This is a genomic window from Pseudomonas sp. NPDC090203, assembly GCF_044746765.1.
In the GTDB taxonomy this organism is placed as follows: Bacteria; Pseudomonadota; Gammaproteobacteria; order Pseudomonadales; family Pseudomonadaceae; genus Aquipseudomonas; species Aquipseudomonas putida_AD.
Genome location: NZ_JBIVCV010000003.1, coordinates 246117 through 259198, shown reverse-complemented (window position 1 = coordinate 259198; position 13082 = coordinate 246117). Strand labels below are relative to the sequence as shown.

The 13082-nt window shown below is 61.2% G+C and carries 9 protein-coding genes; 4 read left to right on the top strand and 5 right to left on the bottom strand.

The genetic code is table 11. The features are described from left to right. Window positions 1–85 precede the first annotated feature (85 nt). From ACIPO9_RS06670 to ACIPO9_RS06660, 3 genes are all read right to left on the bottom strand, one after another. Window positions 86–985, bottom strand: coding sequence for a hydroxymethylglutaryl-CoA lyase (locus ACIPO9_RS06670; protein ID WP_400779529.1), 900 nt, complete (start codon window positions 983–985; stop codon window positions 86–88). Window positions 986–1035: 50 nt separating this feature from the next. Further along, entirely contained in the window at window positions 1036–1419 is a 384-nt protein-coding gene (locus ACIPO9_RS06665) for a MerR family DNA-binding transcriptional regulator (RefSeq protein ID WP_400606546.1), read from the bottom strand. A gap of 300 nt (window positions 1420–1719) precedes the next feature. After that, complete coding sequence (locus tag ACIPO9_RS06660) at window positions 1720–2667, bottom strand: LysR family transcriptional regulator (protein WP_400779527.1); 948 nt, start codon at window positions 2665–2667, stop codon at window positions 1720–1722. 169 nt (window positions 2668–2836) lie between these two features. Between ACIPO9_RS06660 and ACIPO9_RS06655 the strand changes: the two genes are divergently transcribed. Continuing rightward, on the top strand, window positions 2837–4060 hold the full coding sequence (locus tag ACIPO9_RS06655; protein WP_400779525.1) for an acyl-CoA dehydrogenase: 1224 nt from the start codon (window positions 2837–2839) through the stop codon (window positions 4058–4060). Window positions 4061–4172: 112 nt separating this feature from the next. On the opposite strand, the gene ACIPO9_RS06650 is transcribed toward ACIPO9_RS06655, so the two are convergent. Continuing rightward, window positions 4173–5537, bottom strand: a complete 1365-nt coding sequence (locus tag ACIPO9_RS06650) for a substrate-binding domain-containing protein (RefSeq protein WP_400779523.1) — start codon at window positions 5535–5537, stop codon at window positions 4173–4175. Window positions 5538–5784: 247 nt separating this feature from the next. After that, window positions 5785–6597 (bottom strand): exodeoxyribonuclease III, encoded by an 813-nt coding sequence (xthA, locus tag ACIPO9_RS06645; RefSeq protein ID WP_400606554.1) that lies wholly within the window; start codon window positions 6595–6597, stop codon window positions 5785–5787. 212 nt (window positions 6598–6809) lie between these two features. Here xthA and ACIPO9_RS06640 point away from each other — a divergent pair, with 212 nt between their 5' ends. From ACIPO9_RS06640 to ACIPO9_RS06630, 3 genes are all read left to right on the top strand, one after another. Next, a complete protein-coding gene (locus tag ACIPO9_RS06640) occupies window positions 6810–7460 on the top strand; it encodes an N-acetyltransferase (protein WP_274131124.1) in 651 nt (216 codons plus the stop codon). Window positions 7461–7526: 66 nt separating this feature from the next. Beyond that, window positions 7527–9257, top strand: a complete 1731-nt coding sequence (locus tag ACIPO9_RS06635; protein ID WP_400606557.1) for an autotransporter assembly complex family protein — start codon at window positions 7527–7529, stop codon at window positions 9255–9257. A 14-nt stretch (window positions 9258–9271) separates the two neighbouring features. Further along, window positions 9272–12946 (top strand): translocation/assembly module TamB domain-containing protein, encoded by a 3675-nt coding sequence (locus tag ACIPO9_RS06630; protein ID WP_400779862.1) that lies wholly within the window; start codon window positions 9272–9274, stop codon window positions 12944–12946. The last annotated feature ends 136 nt before the right edge of the window (window positions 12947–13082 follow it).

The window sequence follows — 13082 nt, the reverse complement described above, 5'->3', positions numbered from 1 at the left end:
AAATCAGACCTGTGTGTTTCCGTGTTACCCGTTTCCAGCACCTCATCGCCGAGCAGGGTAACACTCTGTGACAAGTTGTCGCACATCAGCCCGACAAACGTGCCTTTGCCACCCTGGAGCCGTTGGCGCGGCCCAGCACCTGGCTGATTCGTTGTCCGGCGCCTATCAGCCTGTTCAGGTCGATCCCCGTCTCGATCCCCAGGCCCTCCAGCATGTAGACCACATCTTCGCTGGCGACATTGCCGGTGGCGCCCTTGGCATAAGGGCATCCGCCTAGCCCGGCGACGGAGCTGTCGAACACCTGGATGCCTTCCAGCAGGCTGGCGTAGATGTTCGCCAGCGCCTGGCCATAGGTGTCATGGAAGTGCCCGGCCAGCCGCCCGCGTGGAATCTGCCCGGCCACCACATCGAACAGCTCGCGAGTCGCGCCCGGGGTGCCCGTACCGATGGTGTCCCCCAGTGACACTTCGTAACAGCCCATGGCGAACAGCTCATTCGCCACCGCCGCCACCTGCTTGGGCGCAACGACGCCTTCGTAAGGGCAGCCCAGTACGCATGAGACGTAACCGCGCACCTTGATGCCGTGCAGGCGCGCTGCTTCCATGATCGGCAGGAAACGATCGAGGCTTTCGCTGATCGAGCAATTGATATTGCGTTGGGAAAACGCCTCAGAGGCTGCAGCGAACACGGCGACTTCACGCACGCCGGCTATCAGTGCATCTTCGAAGCCCCGCAGGTTGGGGGCGAGGGCGGCGTAGGTGACGCCGTCCTTGCGCTGGATGCCGTTGAATACTTCGGCAGATCCGGCCATTTGCGGCACCCATTTGGGCGATACGAAGCTGCCGGCTTCGACGTAGCTCAGCCCTGCGTCTGTCAGGTCATCCACCAGGCGGATCTTGTCGGCGACGCTGATGGGCTGCGCTTCATTTTGCAGTCCGTCTCGTGGGCCTACCTCGACCAGACGTACGCGTTGGGGAAGGGACATGGCAGTGCTCCTCGGTGAGAGTGGTTCGAGATCTATCGCTTAACTCGTTGTTATATAGCTGAATTGCCCAGCGCGATTTTGCATCGTTCTTCGGCGGTATCCAGTTCCAGCTGCATCTGCTGGATGTCCAGCAACTGCTGATCAAGCTGCGCGCGGCGCTCGGCGATTTTCTGCAGCATGGTGGTCAGTTGTTTCTGGTTGTCGCCGGTTGGGTCGTACAGGCCGATGAGGTCGCGGCATTCGGCGAGGGAAAAACCGATACGTTTACCCCGCAGGATGAGCTTGAGGGTGACTTTGTCCTTGGCCGAATAGATGCGTTCCAGGCCACGGCGTTCGGGGCTGAGCATGCCTTGTTCTTCATAGAAGCGGATGGTGCGGGTGGTGATGTCCAGCTCGCGGGCCAGGTCGGAGATGCTGTAGGTCGGGTTGCTCATGGGAGGCTCGAAGGAGGGTGCTTGCGGGTAAGCTACGGCGACCTTAACGTAAACGTCAAGTTGTGCGCGATAGCTCAGTCACCGCCATGCTCCACGTAGCAGCACGGCTTGCCGGCGGGGGCGTTTTCATAATCGCCGACGCCGGCAAGCCGGACTGCTACGGGTAAGGCTTGCACCCGCCCCTGTAGGAGCGCGCTTGCCCGCGACAGCGCCCCTGAGATCGCCGACGCCAGCAAGGCTGCTACGGGACTGTAGCCTAGAACCCACATTAGATATTCTTTATAACTCACTGATAAACAACTATTTAACCGCTACTTCAAGTTCTTTCTCAAGTTTGCGCTCCTGCGCAGTCACCAGTTGGCACAGCTCGATGATCTGCTCGCGCATCCAGCGGTTCGCGGGGTCCTGGTCGGTGCTTTCGTGCCAGTACAGGTGAGTTTCGACGGTGGGCACGTCGTTCACCGGCAGGTACACGAAATGCAGGTCGTTGCGCCGTGCAAAACGTTCGGGGACGGTCATGACCATGTCGGTCTGGTGCAGCACCTGGGACGCCATCAGGTAATGCTGGGAGCGCAGGGCGATCTTGCGCTGGATGCCCATCTTGCCCAGTGACAGGTCCACATAGCCGAGGCCACTGCGGCGGCTGGAAATGTGGATGTGCGCCACACCCAGATACTCATCCAGGGTAATGCTCTGCTTCTGCGCCAATGGGTGGCCGCGGCGCATGGCGCACACGTACTGATCTTCCATCAGCTTGACATGGCGCACCTGCGGGTCAGTGTTCAGCGGCGCGTCCACGGCAAAGTCCAGGCGACCGGCTGCCAGTTCCTTGGTGGTTTCCCGGCGTCTGGAGAGAAAACTCTCGATGGTCACCGCCGGTGCCAGGCGGCGCAGGCGTTGGAACAAGACTGGCAGAATTACCGCTTCGGTAAGGTCGGTCATGCTGATGCGGTAGTTCTTGACGGCCTGCAGCGGGTTGAAGATACGGCTTTCCTGCACTGACACTCGCAGCAGAGACAGGGCATTGCGCACCGGACCGATGATGTTCTGGGCCATGGGTGTAGGCACCATGCCCTGGGCCGTGCGCACGAACAGCGGGTCGTTGAAGGTCTCGCGAAGCCGTGCCAGGGCGTTGGACACTGCGGGCTGGGTGATGCCGACGATCTGACCGGCGCGGGTCAGATTGGCTTCCGTATAGATGGCGTCAAACACAATAAAGAGGTTGAGATCGACCTTGCTCAGATTCATTGCTTTGCGCCTCTCGCTGATTTTTATTTTGGGACGTTCGTACAGGAACGGGGCAATCATATATCAGTGATGAATGTTTATACACGGCGAGAATAGGTTAGATAAATGGAAGGGCGTGATCTAGCATCCTCGGCATGTTTTGAAACACCTCATCAGAAGGTAGCTGCCCATGGATTTCGCTTACTCCCCCAAGGTCCAGGAATTGCGCGAGCGCGTCACGGCGTTCATGGACGCCTATGTGTACCCCGCCGAGCCGGTGTTCGAGCGGCAGGTGGCCGAAGGCGATCGCTGGCAGCCCACCGCCATCATGGAAGAGCTCAAGGCACGGGCCAAGGCCGAGGGTTTGTGGAACCTGTTTCTGCCAGAATCGGAACTGGGCGCGGGGCTGACCAACCTGGAATACGCCCCCTTGGCCGAGATCATGGGCCGCTCGCTGCTAGGACCGGAGCCGTTCAACTGCTCGGCACCGGACACCGGCAACATGGAAGTCCTGGTGCGCTACGCAAGCGAATCACAAAAGCGGCAGTGGCTTGAGCCTTTGCTGCGTGGCGAGATCCGCTCGGCGTTCGCCATGACCGAGCCGGACGTGGCCTCCTCGGATGCCACCAACATGGCGGCGCGGGCCGAGCGCCAGGGCGATGAGTGGGTGATCAATGGCCGCAAGTGGTGGACCTCCGGTGCTTGTGATCCGCGTTGCAAGATCCTGATCTTCATGGGGCTGAGCAATCCTGACGGGCCGCGTCACCAGCAGCATTCGATGATCCTGGTGCCTGTCGACACGCCCGGCGTGAAGATCGTGCGGCCGTTGCCGGTGTTCGGCTACGACGACGCGCCCCATGGCCACGCCGAGGTGCTGTTCGAAGACGTGCGAGTGCCTTACGAGAACGTGCTGCTGGGCGAGGGTCGCGGTTTCGAGATCGCCCAGGGCCGCTTGGGGCCGGGGCGGATTCACCACTGCATGCGCTCGATCGGCATGGCGGAGCGCGCGCTGGAATTGATGTGCAAACGTTCGGTCCAGCGCACGGCCTTCGGAAAGCCATTGGCGCGGTTGGGCGGTAATATCGACAAGATCGCCGATTCTCGAATGGAAATCGACATGGCGCGCCTATTGACGCTCAAGGCTGCGTACATGATGGACACCGTTGGCAACAAAGTGGCCAGAAGTGAAATCGCCCAGATCAAGGTGGTCGCGCCCAACGTCGCGCTGCGGGTGATCGACCGGGCGATCCAGATCCATGGCGGTGCGGGTGTCAGTGGCGATTTCCCGCTGGCCTACATGTACGCCATGCAGCGCACCCTGCGCCTGGCGGACGGCCCGGATGAGGTGCACCGGGCGGCTATTGGCAAGTATGAAGTGGGCAAATATGTGCCTAGAGAGCTGATGCGTTCCTGATCTCGACACAATGCCTGTAGGAGCGCGCTTGCCCGCGATAGCATTCTGTCAGCAGACGAAAGTCCGACTGACACTCCGCCATCGCGGGCAAGCGTGCTCCTACAGATCGGTGTCACTCCACCCACACCTCAACCCGCCGATTCTTGATCCGGCCTTCATCGACATCATTCGCTGCCACCGGCATCTCATCCCCAAAGCCCTGCACATCGCGCAGGATCACCTGGCTTTTCAGCAGTTCCCGGCGCACGGCCATCGCCCGCAGCCTGGACAGCAACTGCGCCCGGGCCGGGTCACTCTTGGCATCGCCGAACCCCACCAACGTGACTTTCTGCTTCAGCTTGTCATGGGTCTTGAGATATTCGACCACCCGCTTCAGATCCAGCCGGGCCTTGGAGTCCAGCGTGGCGCTGCCCTGAGCGAAGCGGAAGTTGACTGAAAGGCGCTCGGCCTCGCGGGTCAATTCCTGATACTGCGCCGGCATTTCCTGGGTAGGCCGTACCTTCACCGCCTGCACGGTCTGGGCGACGAAACCGTTCTGCGCGACGATGGACTGACCCTGCGGACTCTGGGCAAAGCGCACCAGCGCCTTGGCCCAGCGCTGTTTGCTGTCGGGGGCAAGGTACAGATACAACCTGCGGGACAGGGGGTAATCTTCGGTGGCAATCAGGCTGACGGTGGGCAGCATGGGTCTTGAATCGCCGTCGATGATCGCCACGGCCTTTGCCTTGCGCACGTAGGGCAGGCCGATGAAGCCGATGCCTTGGCGGTCCTGGCTGACCTCGTCGGATAGGTCTTCGCTGGATTCGAAACGTTTCGCCTGCGTACTCAAGGTTTTGCCAAATTTGGCCAGGACCAGTTCGGCGAAGGTGTCATAGGTGCCTGACTGCTGGTCGCGGGCGTAAAGATGGATGGCGCCACCGGTGCCGCCCACCTGTTCCCAGTCGTGGATCTCGCCGCTGAACATCCCGGCCAGTTGCGCGGTGGTCAGTTCACGGACGGGATTGCCCGGGTTGAGAATCACCGCCACGCCATCGATGGCGATCACCTGTTCAGCCTTGGCATTGCGCAGGTCGCCCAGTGCCGAGAGTTCGCTGGCCTCACTGTCCCGGATGGGTCGTGAAGACGCGGCGAGGTCTGCATGATTGTTTTTCAGCGCGCTGAAGCCTGTGCTTGAGCCGTGAGCGGCAATGTCGATGCGGACATTCTCACCGGACGGCAGCTGACCAACGACACGGCTTTCATTAGCGCGTGCACCCGGTTGCAGCTCGACGGCGCGTGCGCCTTGTTCGCCTAGCAACCCCATGACCAGCGCCGGACCCAACTGGGCGCCAATGGTGTTGGAACCTTGAATGCGCAACGCGGGCGTGCCGTCAGCGGGCACGGGCAGGGCGCCAGCGTTTGCGAAGAAAGGGATCAGCGCCGCCAGGGAGGCCACGATGAGAGAGGAAAGTAAACCAGTGCGCTGCATGAGCGGCATCTTCTTGTAAACAAAAGTCGCCGGAGAATAAGACAGTGGGATTGCATGAATATGACAGCGAAAAGACCGCTGACGCCGGCAAGCCGGACTGCTACGAATACGGCTGTACCCGACGAAGGCGTGCACCACATAACACGTAGCAGCACGGCTTGCCGGCGGGAGCGATCTCAAGGACGCCCCCGCGGGCAAGCCCGGCTGCTACGGGTTATGGTGTGCGCGGATCAATCGGGTACAGGAACTGGTGGGCTCAGGTTAATTCCAGCCAGATCGGCGCATGATCGGAAGGTTTTTCCATTCCGCGCAATTCGTAATCGACACCGGCTGCCTTGATCCGCGGTTGCAGGCCATGGGACGCCATGATCAGGTCGATGCGCAGGCCGCGCTTGGGCTCGTCTTCGAAACCGCGGCTGCGGTAATCGAACCAGCTGAACTGGTCGATCACTTCCGGGTACAGATGCCGGAAGCTGTCCACCAGGCCCCAATTCTTGAGCTTGGCCATCCACTCGCGCTCTTCGGGCAGGAAGCTGCATTTGCCGGTTTTCAGCCAGCGTTTGGCGTTGTCCGGGCCGATGCCGATGTCGCTGTCTTCGGGGGAAATGTTCACGTCACCCATCACCAGCAACGGCTGATCATTGCTGAAGCGTGTTTCCAACAACTGTTGCAGGTCGGCGTAGAACTTGGTCTTGGCCGGGAACTTGGTGGGGTGGTCGCGGCTTTCGCCCTGTGGGAAATAACCGTTCATGATTGTCACCGGCACGCCGTTGCGGTCGGCGAAAGTGCCCCAGATGAAACGGCGCTGGGCCTCTTCATCGTCGGTGTCAAAGCCCTTATGCAGGCTCAGCGGTGGCAGGCGCGAGAGCAGGGCGACACCGTAGTGGCCTTTCTGGCCGTGGAAGTGAACGTGATAGCCCAGCGCTTCGATTTCCGCTTGCGGGAACTGTTCGTCCGAGACCTTGGTTTCCTGCAGGCCGATGACGTCGGGCTGGTGTTTTTCGATCAGCGCCGCCAGCTGATGCGGACGGGCGCGCAGGCCGTTGATGTTGAAAGAAACAATTTTCATAGACGCAAGTCCCGGCACAAAACAAAAAGCGATGCTAGCTGAGCACGCCGCCAACGGCCAGCGCCAACACACAATCTCGGACTGCGGGCCTGCTACGCTGTAGGAAACGCAGGTAAAACTCGCCGGAACTGTCGTAGGAGCCAGTCACTCGAAGTGTTGAAACCAGCAGACCGGCCAATCGCGCCAGGCCGCCATGGAAAGGAACGGATCACATGCCTGAATCAACGAATGCCCCTGCCGAAATTCGTCAACTGGACAGCGGCTATTCCAGAGAAGCACGCTCCCTGTTGTATCAGGCGTATCGGCACGAACCCAGCTTCGAGTGGCTGTTCGAATCAGCACGCCCCGGCTATGAGCAGCGAGTGCGGGCGACCATCCGTGAACTGGTCAAGCAACACTTCCTTCAGGACATGCCGGCCCTGGGGCTCTTCGTCGAAGATCGGCTGATCGGCGTTGCCTTGATTGCGCCGCCGCAACGTCGTCTGGGCATCACCGAAAGCTGGGCCTGGCGCCTGCGTATGGTGATGGGCGCCGGGTTGCGCTGCACACAACGCTATCTGGAGTATTACCAGTCAGTGCTGGCCTGCCTGCCTTCGGACGCGGTGCATGTCTTGCCACTGCTCGGCATTCGCCCGGACTTCCAGGGCCAGCACTATGGCGAACAGTTGCTGCAAGCGCTGCATGACTGGTGTGCCGTGGACGAGAATTCCCAAGGGGTGGTGCTCGATACCGGAAACGGTAAATATCTGGATTTCTATCGCAGACAGGGGTACGAGGAAATCGGTGAAATTGCTGTAGGACCTGTCCGAGAGCATGTGTTTTTTCACCCCAATCCACAGGTTTCACTGGGTTCCATGGCTTGACCGCGGATTAACTCTCAATTCCTGCGGGTTTCAGCATCGCCCGCCGCTCGTGTAGCATCCGCGCCTATGAAGTTTCCCGGTCGATTCACCAGTGGTTTTCTCCTGATGGTTTCCAGTTGCGCGGTTTTTGCCGATGCGCAACTGGATGTGAAGATAAAACCGTCCAATTCCGCGCTCAAATCCAACATTGAAGGGTACGTGGGCAGCCTCGGCGAGCGTGACGAACAGGCGCTCGAGCGTTTCAGCGTGGGGGCCGTCGAACAGGCGCAAAAGGCCGCGCAGGCCCTGGGCTATTACCAGGCCCAGGTCGACAGCGAAGTCAAACGCATCGACAAGAACCTGCATCTGATCCTGAGTGTGCAAGCGGGCGAGCCGGTGCACCTGCGCAACGTGACGGTACGCATCGAAGGCCCCGCCAGCCAGCTCAAGGCATTCAGGGTGCCCAAGAGTGACGCGCTGAAAACCGGCGCTGTGCTCAACCATGGCAACTACGAAGACGCCAAGAAACTGATCCAGAATCAGGCGGCGCGCTATGGCTTCTTTAACGGTCGCTTTGTGACCCAACGTCTGTCGGTCGATCCCCGTGCAGGGGTGGCCGATATCGAACTGGTGTACGACAGCGGCCCGCGTTTTTCCCTGGGCAAGGTCATCTTCAGCGGCGATGCCCCCTTCGACGAGGACCTGCTCAAGCGCATGGTGCCGTTCAAGGAAAATACCCCCTATGACTCCGAGCTGATTGCCGAGCTCAATCAGGCGATGCAGTCCAGCGGGTACTTCGAAGGTGTACGCGTCGATGCGTCGCCCACCGACGCCCAGGGGCAAGTCATCCCGGTGGCCGTTCAGTTGCAGACCCGCAAGCCGCGAACCATGGGCCTGGGTGTAGGGTATTCCACGGACGTCGGGCCGCGGGTCAAGGCCAACTGGACCCGGCACTGGGTCAACCCGCAGGGCCACAGTTATGGCATCGAGTCGGAGCTGTCCGCGCCGAGGCAGAACGTCGGCCTGTTCTATGACATTCCGCTGGATCCTCCGCTGACCGACAAGCTCCGCTTTGCCGGCGGCTACCAGTACGAAGAGATCGCCGACACCGACAGCCTCAGCAAACTGCTGACGGTCGGCCCCGAATGGCACAGCAAGCTGCCCAGCGGTTGGGAGCGGGTCATTTCCCTCAAATGGCAGCGCGAAGAGTATCGCCTGGGTAACGATTCGGGCCTGAGCACCCTGTTGATGCCGGGTATCAGCTATTCCTACCTGCGCAGCGACAACCGCATCGACCCGCACAACGGCTATCGCTTGCAGTTCGAGACTCAGGTCGCCAAGGAGGGCCTGGGGTCGGACGCCAACGTGGTGCACGGCACCGCACTGGTCAAGGGGCTGACCACCATCGCCCAGAATCACCGGTTTCTGGGGCGCGTTCAGGTGGGCGGCACCGCCACCAACGGTTACAAATCCATTCCGCCTTCGCTGCGTTTCTTCGCCGGTGGCGACCAGAGCGTGCGCGGCTATGACTACCAGTCGTTGTCCCCCGAAAACTCCGACGGCGACAAGATCGGTGGCCGCTACATGGTGGCCGGCAGCGCCGAGTATCAATACTCGATTGCCGAAAAATGGCGTATTGCGGCATTCATCGACGAGGGCAACTCCTTCAACTCACTTGACTTCCCCAGCCTGAAAACCGGTGTCGGTATCGGTGTGCGCTGGGTTTCACCGGTCGGGCCGCTGCGCCTGGACCTGGCACATGCACTGGATGATGACGGCGGTATTCGTCTGCACTTCTCGATGGGACCTGAACTGTGACGAGTACGGCTTTGCTGAAACGTATTGCAATCATTACCGGGCTCAGCCTGTTGGCATTGGTGCTGCTGGTGGTTGTGGCTGTGGGCATGATCCTGGGCACCCAGTCGGGTAGCCGCATGGTGCTGGGCTGGGTGCCTGGGGTGCAGGTCGAGAACTTCAGCGGCCACCTGGGTGGGCGCTGGCAGGCTGATTCCCTGGTGTGGCAGAGCGGCGAGAGCAAGGTCGAGGTCGATGCACCGGTGTTCGACTGGTCGCCGTCGTGCCTGACCCGCATGACCCTGTGCATCGACACCCTGCAGGCAGGTGATATCCGCATGCACTTTGCGCCCTCGACTGAGCAATCGAGCAGCGGTCCCATCACCTTGCCGGATCTGAAGTTGCCCTTGGCCATCGAGCTTGGCCAGGTGCAGGTCGGCAGCCTGCATCTGGATGGCAGCGAGCAGGTGCGCGACCTGCAACTGGCGGCGCACTGGACCGCTGACGGGCTGAAAATCGACTCGGTGCATGCCCAGCGCGACGATATCGTCCTTGACCTCAATGGCTTGCTCAAACCGGTCGCCGACTGGCCATTGACTGCCCAGGGCCAGGTCAAGCTTCCGGATATCGCCGGCAAGCCATTGTCGCTGACGCTGGACGTCACCGGTGACTTGCTCAAGACCCTCAACCTCAATGCCCGGACCACCGGTTACATCGATGCGCAACTGGTGGGCCAGTTGCAACCGCTGGTGGAAAATCTGCCCGCGGAAGTGGCGATCACCAGTGACGCCTTCAAGCCTGCCGATGATCTGCCTGACACCTTGCAACTGAACAAGCTGACCCTCAATGCCAAGGGCGACCTGGCTCAGGGCTATGCAATTCTGGGTAATGCGACGCTGCCCGCCGAGCAGGGTCCGGTGACATTGGCATTGCAAGGCCGGGTCGATGCCAAGGGCGCGCAGATCGGTACGCTGGACCTGACCGCGAGCAACGAACAGCGCCTGAAACTCAGCGGCACACTGGACTGGCAAAAAGGATTGAATGCCGAGGCTAAAATCGACTGGCTGGATTTCCCCTGGCATCGCCTGTACCCGGTGATCGACGAACCTCAGGTCAGCGTTCACAGCTTCAAGGGCGAGGTGTCCTACACCGACGGCAAATACCTGGGTAATTTTGCCGGCGACTTCAAAGGCCCGGCCGGCCCCTTCAGTCTGCAAAGCCCGTTCAGCGGCGACCTTAAGCAGATCTTCCTGCCGCAGCTCGAACTGGTGGCCGGGCAGGGCAAGGCCACGGGCCATCTGAATCTGCAGTTCGCCGACGGCATCGCTTGGGACACCGCGCTGGACCTTAGTGCCATTGACCCGTCTTACTGGGTGGCGGAGCTTCCGGGCTCGCTCGCAGGCCCGTTGCGCAGCAAGGGCGCGTTCAGAAGCGAGCAGTTGAATCTCAACGCCGACCTGGACCTCAAGGGCCGCCTGCGCGGGCAGCCCGCAGTGTTGCAGACCAAGGCCGATGGCGCCGGGGACAAATGGAACCTCAATACACTGGAGATCCGCCTGGGCGACAACCGCATCCAGGGCAGTGGCAGCCTGCAGCAAAAACTGGCCGGGCAGGTGGGCATCAACCTGCCGCGCCTGGGGCAGCTCTGGCCACGCCTGCAGGGGCAGGTCAAGGGGCGGCTGGACCTGGCCGGTACGCTGCAGGCGCCGCAAGGGCAACTGGGCCTACAAGGCTCGCAACTGGCCTATGAAACCAACAAGCTGCAAAGCCTGAATCTGGCCGCGAAACTGGACAACGCCCAGCGCGCCAACATCGAACTCAAGACCACCGGCATCCAGGCCGGCGACACCGCGCTGGGCACGCTGACGGTCGATGGGCAGGGCGATATCAAGCGCCAGCAGGTCAAACTCGGCTTGCAAGGCCCGCTGCTCAAGCTGGCATTGGCGCTGGACGGCAACCTGGACAAGCGCAATTGGCGTGGACGCCTGGCGAGCGGCGATGTGCAGACGGGCGGACAAGACTGGAAGCTCCAGCAACCGGCGAAGCTTGAGCGTCTGGCCGATGGCAAGATCAACTTCGGCGCCCATTGCTGGCTGTCCGGCAACGCCAGCCTGTGCGGCGAAGACCAGCGCCTGATGCCCGACCCGCGCCTGCGCTATCACCTCAAGCAGTTCCCGCTGGACAGCCTGGCGCAGTGGCTGCCCAAGGACTTCGCCTGGAAAGGCCTGCTCAATGCCGACGTGCAACTCGACGTTCCGGCGTCAGGCCCCAAGGGCCAGATCGTTGTCGATGCCAGCGGCGGTACGCTGCGAGTCAGGGACAAGGGCCAGTGGCTGGATTTCCCTTATCAGACGCTCAAGCTGACCAGTAACCTGACACCGAAGAAAGTCGATGCCAGCCTCGATTTTCGCGGCGGCAAGCTGGGTGAGCTGATCGCGCGCCTGAGCATCGATCCCTTGGCGAAAAACAAGACCGTCAGCGGCGACTTCAATCTCAGCGGGCTGGACGTTTCCGTGGCCCGCCCATTCGTGCCCATGGTTGAGAAGCTCAATGGCAAGCTCGACGGCAATGGCCGGATAACCGGTGGCTTGCTGGCCCCTCAGGTCAACGGCAACGTGACCTTGAGCGAAGGCGAGGTGTCGGGACCTGAGCTGCCGATCAGCCTGGAAAAACTCAATGTGCAGGCGCTGATCGCCGGCGAGAACGTGCAGCTCAAGGGTAACTGGAGCAGCGGCGCGGCCGGGCAGGGCAATATCGGCGGGCATGTGGCCTGGGCTCAGGGGCTGGACGTCGATATCGCCTTGCAAGGCTCGCGCCTGCCCATCACCGTGGAACCCTACGCCAAGCTTGAAGCAGCACCGGATCTGAAAATCACCTTGCTCAACGACCGCCTGGCGGTGTCTGGCAAGGTGCTGATTCCCAAGGGTGAGATCACGGTTCGCCAGTTGCCGCCATCGACGGTCAAGGTGTCCGATGACACGGTGATCGTCGGTGCGCAGACCAAGGAAGGCAAGCCGCCGATGGCCATCGCCATGGATGTGAATGTCGAGGTGGGTCAGGACAAACTGAGTTTCAGCGGCTTCGGCTTGACCGCCAACCTGGCCGGGCACGTGCACATCGGCGACAACCTCGACACCCGAGGCGAGCTGAACCTCAACGATGGCCGCTACCGCGCCTACGGCCAGCGCCTGACCATTCGCAAGGCGCGGCTGTTGTTCGCAGGGCCTTTGGATCAGCCGTATCTGGACATTGAAGCGATTCGTCAGACCGACGATGTGATTGCCGGTATTCGTCTGACCGGCAGCGCCGAGCAGCCCACCACCACGGTGTTCTCGGAGCCTGCGATGAGTCAGGAGCAGGCGCTGTCGTACCTGGTGCTGGGCCGACCGCTGAGCACCAATGGCGAAGACAACAACATGATGGCCCAGGCTGCACTGGCTCTGGGGCTGGCGGGCAGTTCATCGACGGCGGGCAAGCTGGCTTCGGGGCTGGGTATCAAGGACTTCGACCTGGACACCTCCGGCAGCGGCGACAAGACTTCAGTGGTCGCCAGCGGCAAGATTACCGACAAGCTCAGTCTGCGATATGGGGTAGGGGTGTTCGAACCGGCCAATACCATTGCATTGCGTTACCTGTTGAGCAAAAAGGTGTATCTGGAAGCCGCAAGCGGCGTGGCGAGTTCGCTGGATATCTTCTACAAGCGGGATTTCTGAGGCCGCCTGTAGGAGCGCGCTTGCCCGCGATTGCGGTGTATCAGACGCCTCCGAGGTGACTGACGGGACGCCGTCGCGGGCAAGCGCGCTCCTACAGGTGAAGAGGTTTGTCAGATATTGCTGAGGTGATGGACCT